Here is a 17984-nt window from a genome sequence, read left to right on the forward strand (position 1 = left end):
AATCCCGTGGCCAAGAACGCGAACAACACCGACCAGCCCGCCCCCGAGACGCTCGCCGACACCGAGGCGCGTCTGAAGGCGGGCAAGGGCGTCCCGACGCCCACCCGCGCCGAGCGTGAGGCCGCGCGCAAGCGCCCGCTCGTGCCGAACGACCGCAAGGAGGCCGCCCGCCAGGCGAAGGCCAAGGCCGCCGACGCGCGCGAACGCGCCCGCGTCGGCATGGCGAACGGCGAGGAGAAGTACCTTCCGATCCGCGACCGCGGCCCGCAGAAGAAGTTCGTGCGCGACTACGTCGACGCCCGCTTCAGCATCGGCGAGATGCTCATCCCCGTGATGTTCCTCGTGATCGTGCTCACCTTCGTGCAGAGCTACGAGGTGCAGGCCCTGTCGATCCTGCTGCTGTGGGTGTTCTTCGCCGTCGCGGTGATCGATGTGATCATCCTGGGCCAGCTGCTCACCCGCAAGCTGCGCTCGAAGTACGGCGACCGCGCCGAGCGCGTGCGGTGGTATGCCGCGATGCGCGCGCTGCAGCTGCGCCCGCTCCGGCTGCCGAAGCCGCAGGTGAAGCGCCGCCAGTACCCGGCGCTCTGAGCGAACCCGGCCCACCAGGCGAACCTGACGCGCTCAGCGAACCCGACGCGCCGAGCGATCAGTCGCGCAGGAACGCGGCGCCCCGGATGAGCGGTACCCGCGACTCTTCGTCGGTCCACGACCCGTGCTGCCCGATCATCTTCTCAGCCGTGCGGTTCGTCTCGCGCCGGTCGTAATAGGCGATGCCGGAGCGGGCGGCGACGAGCACATCGCCGATCCGCGCACGCACCTCGAGTGGAATCCGCGCCGCCGGGCCGTAGAGACCGGCGGTGAGGGCCTCGTCTCGCGTGAGGACCCACGACCGGCCCTCTTCGGCGCGGCGCCAGCCGTCGATGAGTCGGGCGCGCGAGGCATCCGGCAGCGAGGGGTCGAGATGCAACGCGAGGCAACGCGGTTCTCCCGCGATGTGCCGCACCCCGTCGAGCAGATCGGGTCGGTCGTCTACGAAGACGTGCCGATGCGCGGGCACGTCGACCACGCCGTGGTCGGCCGTCACGAGGGTGCCCGTGCCGCGGGGAACGAGCCGGTCGAGCCGGGCGAGCTCGGCGTCGACGGTCTCGAGCGCGGCCAGCCAGCGCTCGGACTCCCACCCGTGCGAGTGCGCGAGCTGATCGAGCTCGGGGATGTAGAGGTAGACGATGGTCGGCTGGACGCCCGAGATCAGTTCGAGCGCCGCGTCGACCCGGTCGGCGATGGTCGCTGCGGCCCGGTATTCGGCGCCGCGCAGCACCGCGCGCGTGAACCCCGACGTCGCGTAACGGGCGGCGCCGACGGCGACGGTGCGGATGCCTCGGGCCACCGCCTGCTCGAACCAGGTCGCCGATCGCTGCCAGTCGTCGGGCAGCAGACCCGCGTCCCAGCCGTTGAGCTGGTTGACGACGCGATCGGCCGCCGGCTCGAGCACCCGGTAGCCCACGATGCCGTGCACGCCGGGCGGCTCGCCCGTCGAGAACGAGGCGATGGCGGCGGCGGTCGTCGACGGGAAGACCGTGCGGATCACGTCGCGTCGCGACATCCGACCCGCGAGATGCCGGGCGTGCCCGGCCCGCGATGCGAGGTTCGAGGCACCCAGACCGTCGACGAGCGCGACGATCGCGCTGCGGGCGCCGGGGAGGCCGAGCGGGTTCGCCTCCCCGGCGAGGGCGGCCGTCACGCTCGGAAGGATCGCGGCCGGCCGCAGAACGGTGTCGTCGGGCACCGGTAGCATGGCAGGCATCGCGCCCAGTCTGGCACAGGCCGGGCGCGAACCGTTCCATCGCGCGAGCACCGCGCCGAGCCCCCGAGAGACGGATGACCCGAGCAGCCGACGAGCCCACCGACACGCCGATCGCGGAGCGCATCGAAGACGTCGACGTCTCCACCGAGATGCAGGGCTCCTTCCTCGAGTACGCGTACTCGGTGATCTACTCCCGGGCGCTGCCCGACGCCCGCGACGGCCTGAAGCCGGTGCAGCGTCGCATCCTCTTCAGCATGACCGAGATGGGCCTGCGGCCCGATCGTGCGCACGTGAAGAGCTCCCGCGTCGTCGGCGAGGTGATGGGCAAGTACCATCCGCACGGCGACTCGGCGATCTACGACGCCCTCGTGCGGCTCGCCCAGCCCTTCACGCTGCGCGTGCCGCTCGTCGACGGCCACGGCAACTTCGGCTCGCTCGACGACGGCCCGGCCGCGTCGCGATACACCGAGGCACGTCTTGCCGCGCCCGCCGTGTCGATGTCCGAGGGACTCGACGAAGACGTGGTCGACTTCGTGCCCAACTACGACGGCAAACTGCAGCAGCCCGAGGTCATGCCCTCGGCGTTCCCGAACCTGCTGGTGAACGGCGCGAGTGGCATCGCGGTCGGCATGGCCACCAACATGGCGCCGCACAACCTCGTCGAGGTCGTGCACGCCGCCCGCCACCTGATCGCGAACCCCGAGGCGACGCTCGACGAACTGATGGAGTTCGTGCCCGGCCCCGATTTCCCATCGGGCGGCACGATCGTCGGGCTCGACGGCGTGCGCGATGCGTACACCTCGGGCCGCGGCTCGTTCAAGACGCGCGCGAAGGTCGCGGTCGAACAGCTCACCGCCCGCAAGACGGGCCTGGTCGTCACCGAGCTGCCCTACCTCGTCGGCCCCGAGAAGGTCATCGAGAAGATCAAAGACGGTGTCAACGCCAAGAAGATCACCGGCATCGCCGACGTCACCGACCTGACCGACCGCAAGCACGGGCTGCGCCTCGTGATCGGCATCAAGACGGGATTCAACCCGCAGGCGGTGCTCGAGCAGCTCTACCGGCTGACGCCGCTCGAAGACGGCTTCGCCATCAACAACGTGGCGCTCGTCGACGGCCAGCCGCAGACTCTCGGGCTGAAAGAGCTGCTGCAGGTCTACATCGACCACCGCGTACGGGTGGTCACGCGGCGCAGCGAATTCCGGCTCGCCCGGCGGCGCGAACGGCTGCACCTGGTCGAGGGCCTGCTCGTCGCGATCCTCGACATCGACGAGGTCATCCAGGTCATCCGCTCGAGCGACGACGCCGACCGCGCCCGCACTCGGTTGCAAGAGGTCTTCGACCTCAGTCAGGTGCAGGCCGAGTACATTCTCGAACTCCGGCTGCGCCGGCTCACGAAGTTCTCGCGCATCGAGCTCGAGACCGAGCGCGACCAGTTGCTCGCCGACATCGCCCACCTCGAGGAGCTGCTCGCCAGCTCGGCGCGCATCCGCGCGCTGGTCTCCGACGAGCTCGGTGAGATCGCTGAGCGGTTCGGCACGCCGCGCCGCACGCTGCTCACGATGGTCAAGTCGTTGCCGCCTGCGGCGCGGCGCGCTGCGGCGGCCGCGTCGGCCGCGTCGCTCGAGCACGCGGATGTCCCGTGCCGGGTGCTGCTCGGCGCGACCGGCCGCATCGCCAGGATCGATCGCCCCGACGGCGCCGACGAGCTGGCCATCACGGTCCCCACTCGTCGCTCGAAGCACGATGCGGTGAGGTCGGTGCTCGACACCACCAGCCGCAGCGAGATCGGGGCGGTCACGAGTCGCGGCCGACTCATCCGGTTCTCACCGCTCGACCTGCCGCAGCTGCCGCCGAACGCGCCGCAGCTCGGCGCCGGAGTGCGCGTCGGCGAGTACCTCGGCCTCGCCGACCGTTCCGAGCAGGTGCTCGCGCTCGTCTCGCTCACCTCCGACCAGCCGATCGTGCTCGGCACCGCGCAGGGCGTGGTCAAGCGCGTCCAGCCGGGCGGCTACCCGAACCGGCCCGACTTCGAGGTGATCGCGCTGAAGCCCGGCGACGCGGTGGTCGGCGCGGCGCAGGGCGGCGACGACGACGAACTGGTGTTCATCGCCAGCGATGCGCAGCTGCTGCACTTCCCGGCGTCGGCCGTCCGTCCGCAGGGCTGTGCCGCGGGGGGCATGGCGGGCATCAAGCTCGCCGCCGACGCCCGTGTCGTCGGGTTCTCCGTGATCGAACGCGGCGATCTCGAACGCAGCGTCGTGGTGACGGTCGCCGCGGCCACCGACACGCTGCTCGGCGCTGACCCGGGCTCGGCCAAGACCTCGTCGTTCGACGAGTTCCCGGGCAAGGGCCGGGCGACCGGCGGGGTGCGCGCCCAGCGGTTCCTCAAGGGTCAGGACGCGCTGTCGGTGGCGTGGGCCGGGCCCGAGCCGGCGCACGCGCTCGGGGCCGACGGCAGCGTGCGCCAGCTTCCCGAGGCGCTTGCGAAGCGGGATGCTTCGGGGACCCCGCTCGACGCGCCCGTCGCGGTCATCGGACGACGGATCGGCTGACCGCGACGCCGCCCCGCACCGGGGGCTGAGGCCCGAAGGCCGCACACCCCCGGCCGAGGTGCGGCGCGGCCGCACCTCGCGTGACGCCCGCCCGCAGCGCCTCACGCGTCGATGCGCTCGCGGCTCAGTCCGTTGGCACTGTCGATGATGAACTCCTTGCGCGGCGCGACGTCGTTGCCCATCAGCAGTTCGAACACCCGGCCGGCCTGCTCGGCATCGGCGACCCCGACGCGGCGCAGCATGCGATGCTTCGGATCCATCGTGGTCACGGCGAGCTGATCGGCATCCATCTCGCCGAGGCCCTTGTAGCGCTGCGGTTCGCCGAACTTGCGGCCGCGGCGGGTGAGGTCTTTCGTGACCGCGGCGAACTCGGCCTCGGAGTAGGTGTAGATCGTCTCGTTCGGCTTGGTGCCGGGGTTCTGCACGATGATGCGATGCAGCGGGGGCACGGCGGCGAAGACCCTCCCCTCCTCGATCATCGGGCGCATGTACCGGAAGAACAGCGTCAGCAGCAGGGTGCGGATGTGCGCGCCGTCGACGTCGGCGTCGCTCATGATGATGACCTTGCCGTAGCGTGCCGCCGACAGATCGAAGGTGCGCCCAGAGCCTGCGCCGATGGTCTGGATGATCGCGGCGCACTCGGCGTTGCCGAGCATGTCGGCGATCGACGCCTTCTGCACGTTGAGGATCTTGCCGCGGATCGGCAGCAGTGCCTGGTGCTCGCTGTCGCGAGCGAGCTTGGCCGTGCCGAGCGCGGAGTCGCCCTCGACGATGAAGAGCTCGCTGTGCGCGACATCCGACGATCGGCAGTCGGCGAGCTTCGCCGGCAGCGACGAAGACTCGAGCGCGTTCTTTCGACGCTGGGTCTCTTTGTGAGTGCGCGCGGAGATGCGCGCCTTCATCTCGGCGACCACCTTGTCGAGCACGAGTGCGGTCTGCGCCTTGTCGTCGCGCTTGGTCGAGGCGAACCGCTCGGCCAGCGACTTCTGCACGACCGACGCCACGATGGAGCGCACCGCGGGCGTGCCGAGCACCTCTTTGGTCTGGCCCTCGAACTGCGGCTCGGCGAGGCGCACCGTGAGCACGGCCGTGAGGCCGGCGAGCACGTCGTCCTTGTCGAGCTTGTCGTTGCCCACCTTCAACCGCCGCGCGTTCTGCTCGACCTGGCTGCGGATGACCTTGAGCAGGCCCTGCTCGAAGCCGGCAAGGTGCGTGCCGCCCTTCGGCGTGGCGATGATGTTCACGAACGTGCGCACCGTCGTGTCGTACCCGGTGCCCCAGCGCAGCGCGACATCGACGTGACAGTGCCGTTCGACCTCGGTCGGCACCATCGCGCCGCGGTCGCTCAGCACCGGCACCGTCTCGGTGAACCGGCCATCGCCGTTGAGCCGCCAGACGTCGGTGACGGGGCCGTCGGTCGAGAGGTGCTCGACGAACTCGCTGATGCCGCCCTCGAAGCGGAAGCCATGGGTCTCGGGCTCGTCGCCGCGCTCGTCGAGCACGGTGATGCCCAGACCCGGGATCAGGAACGCGGTCTGGCGGGCGCGGGCGAGCAGCTCCTCGAGCTGAAAGCTCGCGCCCTTGGTGAAGATCTGCGGGTCGGCCCAGTACCGGATGCGCGTGCCGGTGACGCCCTTGGCGACCTTGCCGGCCACCCGCAGCTCGCTCGACTGCTCGAACGGCGAGAACGGCGACAGCGGGCTCGGCCCGTCGGCGCCGTCGGCGAAACGCCCGGGCTCGCCGCGGTGGAACGACATCGCCCAGGTCTTTCCGCCCCGGTCGACCTCGACGTCGAGCCGCTCGGACAGCGCGTTCACGACGGACGCACCGACACCGTGCAGACCGCCCGACGCCGAGTACGAGCCCGAGCCGAACTTTCCGCCGGCGTGCAGCTTCGTGAACACGACCTCGACACCGCTGAGACCGGTCTTGGGCTCGATGTCGACGGGGATGCCGCGCGCATGGTCGCGCACCTCGACGCTGCCGTCGCGGTGCAGCACGACCTCGATGTCGCTGCCGTGACCCGCGAGCGCCTCGTCGACCGAGTTGTCGATGATCTCCCACACGCAGTGCATGAGGCCGCGCGAGTCGGTCGAACCGATGTACATGCCCGGTCGCTTGCGCACGGCTTCGAGGCCCTCGAGCACGGAGAGATGGCGGGCGGAATAGTCGGAGCTCACGACGGTCAAGGATACTGACGCCCGGCGACACCGTGCGTCAGGCGCTACGCGCACAGCGAAATGCCAGCCCACGTGGAGGGGACCTCGGCATTCCCGTGCTTTCATTGAGGAACGGAAACACGAGCGTGACCGACTGGAGGAGGAGCCATGACGCAGTACACCGAGACCGCTGCGACCGAAGCCGAGGCCCCCTACGAGCTCACCGCGCTCGACCGGTGCGACGCCTGCGGTGCGCAGGCGTACATCCGCGTGGTCGTCTCGAACGGCGAGCTGCTGTTCTGCGCGCACCACGGTCGCAAGCACCAAGAGAAGCTGTCGCAGATCGCCCACAGCTGGCACGACGAGTCGAGCCGCCTGCTGGTCGACACGCGCGACTGATCAGGTCTTCCACGAACGCCCCGCTTCGGCGGGGCGTTCGTCGTTCTGCTCGACGGATGCCGCGGAGCGGGCGATGACGGCCGCAGCCGCCGCGCCTCACCCGGGCAGCGCGACCTTCGCGGCCTCGAGCAGCAGCCGACGGGCCTCGTTCGCGTAGCCGTCGACGATCGCGGCCTGCTCCCCCGGCGCGTACTCCACGCCGGCGCGCGAGGCGAGCTCGGTGAGGATCGCGTCGGCGAACCCGGGGTTCTTGGCGAGCACCGGCCCGTGCAGGTGCGTGCCGAGCACCCACCCCATGGCCACGCCCTCCTGGCCCGAATCGCGGCCGTTCCCGGCACCGGCGAGCAGTCGGCCGAGCGGCGAGGCCTCGGCCTGGACGTAGTCGCGCGCGTGGTTCTCGAATCCGACGAGGTGCCCGAATCGCGGCGACCGCAGCACGATCTCGCCGGTGACGCGGCCCGCCGCACGCGGCACGGCCCGCCCGGGCAGGACGCCGAGTCCTTCGACGGTGCGGCCGTCGGCGGTCTCCACGCCCCAGCTGAGCAGTTCCCAACCGGTGCCGACGGCGAGGATCGGAACGCCCTCGGTTCCCCACCGGCGCAGCTGGTCGTGCATGGTGAGCAGGCGCTCGCGCGCCGCCTCGAGCGATGAGTCGTTGCCCGAGCCCACGACCACGGCGTCGACCCGGTCGGGCAGCTCGTCGACGTGTTCGACGCGGGCGATGCGGGCCTCGTGCCCGGCCCAACGGAGGCGTTGCGCGAGCACGGCCGCGTTCTCGGCATCGCCGTTGGTGTTCAGCAGCGACGGCACGAGCGCCGCGATCGTGAAGGTCATCAGGCCTCCGTGAGTCCGAGGTGGGCGCGGGTGCGGCGCATCGAGTCCGCGGTGAACACGATGGTCTTCACCCCGTGCTCGGGGCCGGGGGCCGCCAGGAAGTCGTCGATGGCGCGCGCCAGGTCGGGCTCGACGCGGTCGATCTGCACGCCGTCGTAGGCGAGCATGAGGGCCGCCTCGTGCGCCTTCGAACCCGAGACGATCGCGACACGGCGCAGGCTCGAGGCATCCGTCGGCCAGAAATAGGAGGGATCGCGCACGTCGGAACCGATCGCGAAGAGGATCTGCTCGGTGCCGGGCTCGATGCCGTCGGCGTTGAGCTGGTAGCTCGCCGGATTCTGCACCAGCACGAACTCGACCTCGTGCCCGCGCACCGTGGTGCGCTCGCCGCGGCCGAAGACCGCCGGGATCTCGCTCAGCGCCTGCGCCGCGGTCGCGCGGCCGAAACGGTCGCCGAGCGCCGCCTTCGCGGTCGCGTACGCGGCCGCGGCGTCGACGGCGTAGTGGATGCCTCGGGCGGGCAGCGAGACGTCGACGGATGCCTCGTCGTCGACGAGCACGGCACGGCGACCATCGACCGCCTCGACCACGAGGCCGCCGTCGGCGTCGAGGCGGTCACGTGCGGTCTCGGTGTAGCCGAGGCCTCGCGGCGCCGACGCGAGCACGTCGTCGGAGACGCCGTACCGGTGCACCGCGACCGAGCCGGGCAGCGCGGCCGCCAGCCGCTCGAGTGCGGCGTCGTCGGCATTCACCACGACCGCTTCGTGCGCGCGCTCGGCGATGCGGCGAAGCATCCCGACCACCATGTCGGAGTCGTGGAACCGGTCGATCTGGTCGACCATCACATTCGTGAGCGCGACGATGCGCGCGTCGACGCCCTGCATGACCAGGGCGCCGTGTCCCTCGTCCATCTCGAGCACGGCGAGATCGCCCGGCACGCGGCCGCGCCAGTCGGCGCGCTCGAGCAGCGCCGACGTCAGGCCCTGGGAGATGTTCGCCGTCGATGGGTTCGTGAACACGTCCACGCCGTGGGCGCGCAGGATCGCGACGAGCATCTTCGTCGTCGTCGACTTGCCGCTCGACCCCGATACCACGATGAGTCCCTGCGGGAAGCCCGACAGGGTGCGCTTCAGGTAGCCGGGGGCGATGCGGTTGACGACGAGGCCCGGAACCGCGGATCCGCCGCCCGGCTTGCGCAGCCGGGCGGCGAATCTGGTGAGTCTGCCGGCGAGGATCGCCGGCCCATAACGCAGGGAACCAGCGCGCACCGGCGGCCTACTCGAGGTAGTCGCGGAGCGACTGCGAGCGCGACGGATGGCGGAGCTTGGCCATCGTCTTCGACTCGATCTGGCGGATGCGCTCGCGGGTGACCCCGAACGTGTCGCCGATCTGGTCGAGCGTCTTCGGCATGCCGTCGCCGAGGCCGAAGCGCATGCGGATCACGCCCGCCTCGCGCTCGGAGAGCGAGTCGAGCAGGCTCTCGAGCTGCTTCTGCAGCATCGTGAAGCCCACCGCGTCGGCGGGCACGACCGCCTCCGTGTCCTCGATGAGGTCGCCGAACTCGCTGTCGCCGTCTTCGCCGAGGGGCGTGTGCAGCGAGATCGGCTCGCGGCCGTACTTCTGCACCTCGATGACCTTCTCGGGGGTCATGTCGAGCTCCTTCGAGAGCTCTTCGGGCGTGGGCTCGCGACCCAGATCCTGCAGCATCTGCCGCTGCACGCGGGCGAGCTTGTTGATGACCTCGACCATGTGCACCGGGATGCGGATGGTGCGGGCCTGGTCGGCCATCGCGCGGGTGATCGCCTGGCGGATCCACCACGTCGCGTAGGTCGAGAACTTGAAGCCCTTCGTGTAGTCGAACTTCTCGACCGCACGGATCAGGCCCAGGTTGCCCTCTTGGATGAGGTCGAGGAACTGCATGCCGCGACCCGTGTAGCGCTTGGCAAGCGAGACCACGAGACGCAGGTTCGCGCCGAGCAGGTGGCTCTTCGCGCGCTGACCGTCTTTCGCGACCCACTGCAGCTCGCGACCGAGCTGGGTGCGCTTCTCGGTGTCGCTCATGTGCGACAGCTTCTCTTCGGCGAACAGGCCCGCCTCGATGCGCATCGCGAGCTCGACCTCTTCGGCCGCATTCAGCAGCGCGACCTTGCCGATCTGCTTCAGGTAGTCCTTCACCGGGTCGGCGGTGGCACCGGTGATCTGCGCCGAGTAGACCGGCACTTCGTCCTCGTCGTCACCGGCACGCAGCACGAGCGCGCCCGTGGGGTGCGGCTCGACGACCACCGGGGACTCCCCGGCGGCGTCATCCGTGTCGTCCGACGCCTCGTCGGCGGTGCCGGCCGTTTCGGACTCGGCGACCTCGGCCGTCTCGACCAGCTCGACCTCTTCGACCTCGATCTCGGCGTCGCTGTCGTCGAACTCGTCGTCGGCGCCCTTCGCGGCCTTCGACTTCGCCGTCGTCGAAGCGCCCTTCGCGGTCGACGTGCGCGCGGTCTTCGACGCCGTCTTCGCTGCCGGCTTCGACGCGGTCTTCGTCGTCGCGGCCTTCGCGGCGGGCTTCGACGCGGTCTTCGCCGTCGTCTTGGTTGCCGCGGCCGCCTTCGCGGGCGCCGTGGCCTTCGCCTCGGTTTCGCCCTTGGCGGTCGTCGTTGCGGCCTTCGCCATACTCTGCACCTCTCCTCGCCGTCGCGCCGGCTTCTGCCTTGCCGACGGCACGTGCTCCTCGCGCGACGCAGTCGCGCCGCCCGCTCGCACCGCGATCGGATCACGGTGTTTTCGGACACTATGAGGACCCATGTCAAGTCCGCCGTGATCGCGCGACGATGATCGCGCCGGTCGAACCTGAACGGGTCCTGCCCCCATTATACCGCCGCATGCCTGCGCGCCCCGAATCGACCGGCCTCGACGTGTCGCCGAACGGCTTTCGCGGGCGCTTCATCTCCACGTCTTCACAACGACGAGAGGGGCCGCGACATTCCCTGCCGGCCGCCGCCGGATGCGCACACGAGCGCGGCCTGGCGCCTTCAACCGCCCAGCGGCGACTCGTCGTCGCGACCGCGACGGCGTGCGAGGAACTTCTCGAGCTCGGCGGCGATCACGTCGGCAGAGGGCACCTCGCCGTCTTCGTCGGTGAGCGGCGAACGCAGCGACGTGCCCTCCATGTAGGCATCGTGCCGCTCCTCGAGCGTGCCGACGAGCTTCGACAGCTCGGGATTCTCGGCCACCTGCTCGTCGATCCGGGCGAGGAACTCGCGCGACTGCTCGCGCAGCGCATCGGTCGGGAAGATGAGGCCCGTCGCAGCCGACACCGCGTCGAGTGCGGTCAGCGCCGCGCCCGGGTGCTCTGCGTCGGTGAGGTAGTGGGGCACGAGCAGTACGAAGCCCGCGGTCGGGTGACCGAGCTGCTGCAGCCGGTACTCGACCAGGTGCAGCGCGTTCGCGGGCACCTGGGTGGTCGGACGCCACACCGACATCGCGTCGGTGAGCTCGGACCGGTTGCCGCTCACCGTGAGCCCGATCGGGCGCGTATGCGGCACCGGCATCGGGATCGAATTCAGCCACGTCGTCGACGAGACGGCGAGTTCGTCGATCAGGCCCAGCACCGCGGTCGAGAACCGCTCCCACTGGAAGTCGGGCTCGAATCCCGTGAGCAGGAGGAACTGCCTGCCGAGCTCGTCGCGCGCGAGGTCGAGGCTGAGCCGCGCCGGGCGGTAATCGGTGAGGTGATCGCCGTCGAACAGGATGATCGGCCGGCGCGCACGGTAGTCGAGCAGCTCGTCGGCGTCGAACGCAGCCACCACCGTGCTCTCGAGCGTCGAGAGCAGGTAGTCGGTGGTCTGCTGCACGGCCGAGCCGGCGTCGGCGAACCCCGTCAACCCGGCGACGAGCGGGATGCCCGCGGGCACCGAGACATCCGCATTCAGCTCGTACAGGCTCCGAGGGTCGCGCATGATTCCAGCGTAGTTCGGTCGCGAGACCCGCCGGCCGGATGTCTCGTGCCGCCCGTGTGCCGACAGCGAACACGTAGCATCGAGGCATGTCCGTGCCCGAACTGCTCATCCAGGATTCTCCGCCGTCCGAGAGCCGCGCCGACGTGGTCCTGCTGTTCGCCGTCGCCGGCGACGACGGGCCCTCCGTGCTCGTCGACGGCGGCTTCGAATGGGTGCCGGGGGCACTCCGACGGCTGCGCGCGAAGGGTGCGGCAGACGAACTGGTCCGTCTGCCGGGGCTCGACGGCGCGCCGGTGGTCGCGGTCGCCGGTGCCGGATCGACGGCCACGCCCGATTCGGTGCGTCTGGCCGCAGGCGCAGCGCTGCGCCGACTCGCCGATATCGACGAGGTCGCGATCGGCATCGCGACCGCCGACCCGACGGTCGCGGCCGCGGCCCTGGAAGGCGCCGCCCTCGGCGCCTACCGCTACAACGCGTACCGGTCAGAGCCCGTGCACCCCGTCGCCCGCATCGCGCTGCACACCCCGTTCGGCGACGACGAAATCGGTCTCGCGCGGGTGCGCGCCGTGGCGGGCGCGGTGGCGCGCACGAAAGACCTGGTGAACGCGTCGCCGTCCGATCTGTCGCCCGAGGTGCTCGCGTCGATCGCGGTCGACCAGGCCACGGCGCTGGGCATCGACGCCCGGGTCCTCGACGAGGCCGCGCTCGCGGAGGGCGGGTTCGGCGGGATCCTCGGGGTCGGGCAGGGGTCGGTGCGGGGTCCGCGGCTGGTTCGGCTCGACTATTCGCCAGAGGGTGCGACGTTCCGGCTCGCGCTGGTGGGCAAGGGCATCACCTTCGACTCGGGCGGGCTGTCACTGAAACCCGCGGCATCGATGGTCGGCATGAAGACCGACATGGCCGGCGCCGCGGCCGTGCTGGGCGCCGTCACGGCGCTCGCCGAAGTCGGTGCGCCGATCGCGGTCACGGCCTGGCTGTGCTTGGCCGAGAACATGCCGTCGGGTGAGGCGATCCGCCCCAACGACGTGCTGCGGATGAAGAACGGTGCGACGGTCGAGGTGGTCAACACCGACGCCGAGGGGCGCCTGGTGCTCGCCGACGGGCTCGTCGCAGCCGGTGACGAGCAGCCTGACGCGATCGTGGACGTCGCGACCCTGACCGGAGCGCAGCAGGTCGCACTCGGGCAGCGCATCTCGGGCCTGATGGGCGACGAGGCTCTCGTCGAGCAGGTCCGCGCGGCAGCACGGGAGGTCGATGAGGCGGTCTGGCCGATGCCGCTGCCGGGCGATCTGAAGCGCCTGTTGAAGTCGGATGTCGCGGACTACACGAACTCGAAGCTCGGCCAGGTGGTGCCGGGCATGCTCCTGGCCGGTGTGTTCCTGCAGGAGTTCGTGGGACATCGGGAGGGCGGCGACGAGCGCATCCCGTGGGCGCATCTCGACATCGCGGGCCCATCGAACAACACCGGGCCGGCGTGGGGCTTCACCGATGCAGGGCCTACCGGTGTCGCGGTGCGCACCCTCATCCGCCTGGGCGAGTCGCTCGCAGCCAAGTAGTACAGTTCTATGGGCGAGAACGTCGCCTGAGCAGCCTGCGCCGGGCACGACCCCGCGCAGCCGTGTCGCACACCACCTGCGCAAGGGAGATACCGGCTTGTCCGAGCACAACTTTGACCTGGTCGTCCTCGGCGGCGGCAGCGGCGGGTACGCCGCTGCACTGCGCGCCGCGGAACTCGGGTCGACCGTCGCACTCATCGAGAAGGACAAGCTCGGCGGCACCTGCCTGCACCGCGGCTGCATCCCCACCAAGGCGCTGCTGCACGCCGCCGAGGTGGCCGACAGCGCCCGCGAGTCCGCGAAGTTCGGCATCCAGGCCACGCTCGACGGCGTCGACATGACGCAGGTCGGCGGCTATCGCGACTCGATCATCACCAGCAAGTGGAAGGGCCTGCAGGGCCTCGTGAAGGCCCGCGGCATCACCGTCGTCGAGGGCGAAGGGCGTCTCGTCGGCGCCAAGACCGTGCAGGTCGGCGACGACCGCTACACGGGCGCGAACGTGGTGCTCGCCACCGGCTCGTACTCGCGATCGCTGCCCGGTCTCGAGATCGGCGGCCGCGTCGTCACGAGCGACCAGGCCCTGCAGCTCGACTTCGTGCCCTCCAAGGTCGCCGTGCTCGGCGGCGGCGTGATCGGCGTCGAGTTCGCGAGCGTGTGGAAGTCGTTCGGCGCCGAGGTCACGATCATCGAGGCGCTCCCCCACCTCGTGCCCAACGAGGAGGAGTCGATCTCCAAGCAGCTCGAGCGCGCGTTCCGCAAGCGCGGCATCGACTACAAGCTCGGCGTGCGCTTCCAGAGCGTCACCCAGCACGAGAACGGCGTCGTCGTCACGCTCGAGAACGGCGACACCGTCGAGGCCGAGCTCCTGCTCGTGGCCGTCGGCCGAGGCCCCGTCACCCAGGGGCTCGGCTACCAAGAAGCCGGCGTCACGATCGACCGCGGCTTCGTCATCACCGACGAGCGCCTCCGCACGAGCGTGCCGGGCGTCTACGCCGTCGGCGACATCGTGCCCGGCCTGCAGCTCGCCCACCGCGGGTTCCAGCAGGGCATCTTCGTCGCCGAAGAGATCGCGGGCCTCAACCCGATCCTCGTCGAGGACGTCAACATCCCCAAAGTCACGTACTGCGAACCCGAGGTCGCCTCGGTCGGCTACACCGAGGCGAAAGCGGCCGAGAAGTTCGGCGCCGACCGGGTGTCGGCGTACGAGTACAACCTCGCGGGCAACGGCAAGAGCCACATCCTCGAGACCAGCGGCTCGATCAAGGTCGTGCGTGTGAACGACGGCCCCGTCGTCGGTGTGCACATGATCGGCGCCCGCGTGGGCGAGCTCATCGGCGAGGCTCAGCTGGCCGTGAACTGGGAGGCGTACCCCGAGGACGTCGCCCCCTTCATCCACGCCCACCCGACGCAGAACGAGGCGCTCGGCGAGGCATTCCTGAAGCTCGCGGGCAAGCCGCTCCACGCGCTCTGACCCCGAACCCAACCCAGACGACTGCAATATGCTGGACAATGCGTCCCACGCTGTGAAGGAGACAAGCGCATGAGCGAATCCGTCAGCCTCCCGGCACTCGGTGAGAGTGTCACTGAAGGCACGGTCACCCGCTGGCTGAAGAACGTCGGCGACCGTGTCGAGGTCGACGAGCCGCTGCTCGAGGTCTCGACCGACAAGGTCGACACCGAGATCCCCTCCCCCGTCGCCGGGGTGATCGAGGCGATCCTCGTCCAGGAGGACGAGACGGTCGAGGTCGGCACCCCGCTGGTGACGATCGGCGATGGCTCGGGCGCTGCCGCGGCTCCCGCCGAGCCCGCCGTGGAGGAGGCGCCCGCAGCGCCCGAGGCTCCCGCCCCGGCTGCTGAAGCACCTGCCGCGCCCGTGGCGCCGGAGCCGGCGGCTCCTGCCGCTCCGGCACCGGCGGCCGAAGCACCCGCCGCGGCACCCGCTCCGCCTGCCGCGCCCGCTCCGGCACCGGCACCCGCCGCAGCACCGGCACCCGCCGCAGCACCCGCTCCGGCTCCGGCACCCGCCGCAGCACCCGCTCCGGCTCCGGCACCCGCGGCGGCACCGGCACCCGCCGCAGCGCCCGCTCCGGCTCCCGCGGCGGCTCCGGCTCCGGCTGCTGCGCCCGCTCCGGCCGCGGCTCCGGCACCCGCCCCGGCTGCTGCGCCCGCCGAAGCCCCCTCGCAGGGCGGCGCACACAGCGGCCCTGCCGGCTATGTCACCCCGATCGTGCGCAAGCTCGCGAACGAGCAGGGCGTCGACCTCGCCAGCGTGACCGGCACCGGAGTCGGCGGCCGTATCCGCAAGCAGGACGTGCTCAGTGCGCAGGCGGCTCCGGCCGCTGCCGCCCAGGCACCTCGCGTGCAGCTCGAGACGTCGCCGCTGCGCGGCACGACCCAGCCGATGACGCGCCTGCGCAAGGTCGTCGCCGAGCGCGCGGTCGTGTCGATGCAGTCGAGCGCCCAGCTCACCTCGGTCGTCGAGGTCGACGTCACACGCGTCGCACGTCTGCGTGACCGCGTGAAGGGCGAGTTCCTCGAGAAGACCGGCAACAAGCTCAGCTTCCTGCCGTTCTTCGGCCTTGCGGCCGTCGAGGCGCTGCGTGCGTACCCGATCATCAACTCGACCGTCGACGGCGACTCCATCGTGTACCCCGAAGGCGAGAACCTCTCGATCGCGGTCGACACTGAGCGGGGCCTCCTCACCCCGGTCGTGCGCGATGCGGGCGAGCTCGACATCGCCGGCCTCGCCGGCCAGATCGCCGACCTCGCCGAGCGCACGCGCAACAACCAGCTGAAGCCCGACGAGCTTTCGGGCGGCACGTTCACGCTGACCAACACCGGTTCGCGCGGCGCGCTGTTCGACACGCCGATCGTCTTCCTCCCGCAGACGGCGATCCTCGGCACGGGTGTGGTCGTCAAGCGCCCGGTCGTGATCTCGGAAGACGGCTCCGACGCCATCGCCATCCGCTCGATGGTCTACCTCGCGCTCTCGTACGACCACCGCATCATCGACGGTGCCGACGCCGCCCGGTTCCTCACGGCGGTCAAGGCGCGCCTCGAGGAGGGCGACTTCGAGGCCGACCTCGGCATCTAGTCGAAGATCTCCCGCAGACGCCAACCGGCCTCGGTGCTCATCGCGAGCACCGAGGCCGGTTCGCGATCGTCGGGGTACGGCACCTGCACCAGCCACGCCGCGCCCATCGACCCGAGCACGGTGACGTGGTCGAGGTCGAATGCCTCGATCGCGACAGAACCGCCCTCGCGTGCGCCGAGGATCGCGTCGCGGTCGGCGGCCACCAGCGCCGATCCCGGCTGATCGACCGTCTCGAGGCAGGCGAGATCGAGATCGGCGAGGCATCCGGCGCGATCCTGCAACAGCTCGGCCACGGCCGCTGCGGGATCGTCGCGGAGCACCGGCTTCGGGCCGGGCGTCGGGCTCGCCCCGAGGTCGTGGGCCTCCGATCCGACGACCGTCGATCCGGCTTCGGTCGACTCGTCGCTCGCATTCGCATTCGAGTCGGCCGCGCGACCGTTCGGGGGCACCACGGTGAGAGCCAGGACGAGGGCTGCACCGCCGATCAGGGTCGCGAACACGAGTGGCGCGCGACGCCGGCGGATCGCATCGCGGACACGGGTGCCGATCGACCCGGTCGCCGCGACCCGGCGCTGACTCCGACGATCGTCGGAGCGCGGGACGGCGAGCAGGTCGCCGGTGAGCCGGGCGAGCCCGCCCAGCGGGCCCCCGCCATCAGGAGCCTCTGCCTCTGCGTGCGAACCTTCGTCGGCCGGCGGCACGAGCGCGCGGGCCGGACGCAGCAGCACCGCCGACGGTGGCGGGGCCACCGACCTGCGCACGACACCGCCGTCCCAATGCCCCGCCACCGGCGATGGCGCCGCAGCGTTGAAGAGTGCGCGTTCGAACGCCTCGGGATCTGGCACGAACGGCCGCGCCGCGAGCCGGGATTCGATCAGTGCCCGTACGCCGTCGATGGGCGCCGTGGGGCGGCTCGCCTGCGCCACCTCGCCGACGAGCGCTGCGAAGGCCGCGTGCGACTCCCGCTGCCGCTCGATTCGGGTCGTCGGCTCGACCGCGTCGCCCGCGATGCGCGCAAGCGCTCCCGTACCGAGGAGCCGGGGCCGGCCCGCACCGTCGAACACCACGTCGGCGGTGCCGAGGCGCGTCGGAGCGAGCCCGCGGCGCGCGAGACGCCCGAGCTCGGCGGCGATCGGAGCGAGCACGGTCACCGCCTCGCCGGCACTCAACGTTCGGTCGCGCAGTATCGCCGCGAGACTCGGTCCGCTCAGGCGCTCGACGATGAGACAGACCTGTCCGTCGGCGAGGGTGGCGACATCCAGGAGGTGCGGATACGCCGATCCGGGGTCCCCCGACATGGCCTCGACGTCGACCGCGAGCCGCTCGGGGTCGGTGGCCGCGGGGTACACGCGCAGCATCACGAGTTGCGGCGGGTCATCCGCGCTCGGGGTGAAGCCGTCGTCCGGCCCGGAACCGGCTGCTCCACCACCAGCCCCTGCGGTCGCGAGGTACAGCACGGCGCGCTCCCCCGTCGCCGCACGCCGCAGAACCCGGTACCCCGCGATCGATTGCGCGTCGTCGGGTTCGTCGTGCCTGTCGCCCATCACGCCGCCAGCCTGGCGCCGGCACACGGGCGGACGAGGCATCCGTCACCCGATCGTGAGGATTCGCCACGCCGAGCCGCACTGGG

Annotated in this window: 13 protein-coding genes; 6 read left to right on the forward strand and 7 right to left on the reverse strand. The window is 71.0% G+C overall.

Going from position 1 to position 17984, the window contains the following annotated elements; translation table 11 throughout:
- Window positions 1-6: 6 nt before the first annotated feature.
- The gene (locus FLP10_RS00330) at window positions 7-591 is read left to right on the forward strand and encodes a DUF3043 domain-containing protein (protein WP_149159059.1); all 585 of its coding nucleotides are present in this window, start codon (window positions 7-9) and stop codon (window positions 589-591) included.
- 58 nt (window positions 592-649) lie between these two features.
- On the opposite strand, the gene FLP10_RS00335 is transcribed toward FLP10_RS00330, so the two are convergent.
- Window positions 650-1807, reverse strand: coding sequence for an alkaline phosphatase family protein (locus FLP10_RS00335; RefSeq protein WP_149159060.1), 1158 nt, complete (start codon window positions 1805-1807; stop codon window positions 650-652).
- A gap of 74 nt (window positions 1808-1881) precedes the next feature.
- On the opposite strand from FLP10_RS00335, the gene FLP10_RS00340 reads away from it, so the two are divergent.
- Window positions 1882-4362 carry a DNA gyrase/topoisomerase IV subunit A gene (locus FLP10_RS00340; protein WP_149159061.1) on the forward strand — a complete coding sequence of 827 codons (2481 nt, stop codon included), beginning with the start codon at window positions 1882-1884 and terminating at the stop codon, window positions 4360-4362.
- 101 nt (window positions 4363-4463) lie between these two features.
- On the opposite strand, the gene FLP10_RS00345 is transcribed toward FLP10_RS00340, so the two are convergent.
- Complete coding sequence (locus FLP10_RS00345) at window positions 4464-6542, reverse strand: DNA gyrase/topoisomerase IV subunit B (RefSeq protein ID WP_246150083.1); 2079 nt, start codon at window positions 6540-6542, stop codon at window positions 4464-4466.
- A 147-nt stretch (window positions 6543-6689) separates the two neighbouring features.
- Between FLP10_RS00345 and FLP10_RS00350 the strand changes: the two genes are divergently transcribed.
- Entirely contained in the window at window positions 6690-6920 is a 231-nt protein-coding gene (locus tag FLP10_RS00350; RefSeq protein WP_149159063.1) for a DUF7455 domain-containing protein, read from the forward strand.
- A 96-nt stretch (window positions 6921-7016) separates the two neighbouring features.
- Here FLP10_RS00350 and FLP10_RS00355 read toward each other — a convergent pair whose 3' ends face one another.
- From FLP10_RS00355 to FLP10_RS00370, 4 genes are all read right to left on the reverse strand, one after another.
- Window positions 7017-7754: a type 1 glutamine amidotransferase gene (locus FLP10_RS00355; protein WP_149159064.1), complete on the reverse strand. Its 738-nt coding sequence runs from the start codon at window positions 7752-7754 to the stop codon at window positions 7017-7019.
- A complete protein-coding gene (locus FLP10_RS00360; protein WP_149159065.1) occupies window positions 7754-9022 on the reverse strand; it encodes a Mur ligase family protein in 1269 nt (422 codons plus the stop codon). The genes FLP10_RS00355 and FLP10_RS00360 overlap by 1 nt, the downstream gene beginning before the upstream one ends.
- Window positions 9023-9029: 7 nt before the next feature.
- Entirely contained in the window at window positions 9030-10550 is a 1521-nt protein-coding gene (locus tag FLP10_RS00365) for an RNA polymerase sigma factor (RefSeq protein ID WP_210418445.1), read from the reverse strand.
- 227 nt (window positions 10551-10777) lie between these two features.
- On the reverse strand, window positions 10778-11704 hold the full coding sequence (locus FLP10_RS00370) for a proteasome assembly chaperone family protein (protein WP_149159067.1): 927 nt from the start codon (window positions 11702-11704) through the stop codon (window positions 10778-10780).
- An 86-nt stretch (window positions 11705-11790) separates the two neighbouring features.
- Here FLP10_RS00370 and FLP10_RS00375 point away from each other — a divergent pair, with 86 nt between their 5' ends.
- The 3 genes from FLP10_RS00375 (at window position 11791) to sucB (ending at window position 16354) form a co-directional block, all read left to right on the forward strand.
- Window positions 11791-13260, forward strand: coding sequence for a leucyl aminopeptidase (locus FLP10_RS00375; RefSeq protein WP_149159068.1), 1470 nt, complete (start codon window positions 11791-11793; stop codon window positions 13258-13260).
- A gap of 97 nt (window positions 13261-13357) precedes the next feature.
- The gene (lpdA, locus tag FLP10_RS00380; protein ID WP_149159069.1) at window positions 13358-14731 is read left to right on the forward strand and encodes a dihydrolipoyl dehydrogenase; all 1374 of its coding nucleotides are present in this window, start codon (window positions 13358-13360) and stop codon (window positions 14729-14731) included.
- A gap of 69 nt (window positions 14732-14800) precedes the next feature.
- The gene (gene sucB / locus FLP10_RS00385; RefSeq protein WP_149159070.1) at window positions 14801-16354 is read left to right on the forward strand and encodes a 2-oxoglutarate dehydrogenase, E2 component, dihydrolipoamide succinyltransferase; all 1554 of its coding nucleotides are present in this window, start codon (window positions 14801-14803) and stop codon (window positions 16352-16354) included.
- Here the strand turns inward: sucB and FLP10_RS00390 are convergent.
- Entirely contained in the window at window positions 16351-17901 is a 1551-nt protein-coding gene (locus FLP10_RS00390; RefSeq protein ID WP_149159071.1) for a hypothetical protein, read from the reverse strand. The genes sucB and FLP10_RS00390 overlap by 4 nt on opposite strands.
- Between the last annotated feature and the right edge of the window lie 83 nt (window positions 17902-17984).

The sequence above is a fragment of the Agromyces intestinalis genome, assembly GCF_008365295.1.
Lineage (GTDB): Bacteria > Actinomycetota > Actinomycetes > Actinomycetales > Microbacteriaceae > Agromyces > Agromyces intestinalis.

Bases quoted from the DNA above. Each gene is read 5' to 3' on its own strand.
- FLP10_RS00335 (WP_149159060.1), bottom strand. From the start codon at position 1,807: ATGCCTGCCATGCTACCGGTGCCCGACGACACCGTTCTGCGGCCGGCC.
- FLP10_RS00340 (WP_149159061.1), top strand. From the start codon at position 1,882: ATGACCCGAGCAGCCGACGAGCCCACCGACACGCCGATCGCGGAGCGC.
- FLP10_RS00350 (WP_149159063.1), top strand. From the start codon at position 6,690: ATGACGCAGTACACCGAGACCGCTGCGACCGAAGCCGAGGCCCCCTAC.
- FLP10_RS00355 (WP_149159064.1), bottom strand. From the start codon at position 7,754: ATGACCTTCACGATCGCGGCGCTCGTGCCGTCGCTGCTGAACACCAAC.
- FLP10_RS00365 (WP_210418445.1), bottom strand. From the start codon at position 10,550: ATGGGTCCTCATAGTGTCCGAAAACACCGTGATCCGATCGCGGTGCGA.
- FLP10_RS00370 (WP_149159067.1), bottom strand. From the start codon at position 11,704: ATGCGCGACCCTCGGAGCCTGTACGAGCTGAATGCGGATGTCTCGGTG.
- FLP10_RS00375 (WP_149159068.1), top strand. From the start codon at position 11,791: ATGTCCGTGCCCGAACTGCTCATCCAGGATTCTCCGCCGTCCGAGAGC.
- sucB (WP_149159070.1), top strand. From the start codon at position 14,801: ATGAGCGAATCCGTCAGCCTCCCGGCACTCGGTGAGAGTGTCACTGAA.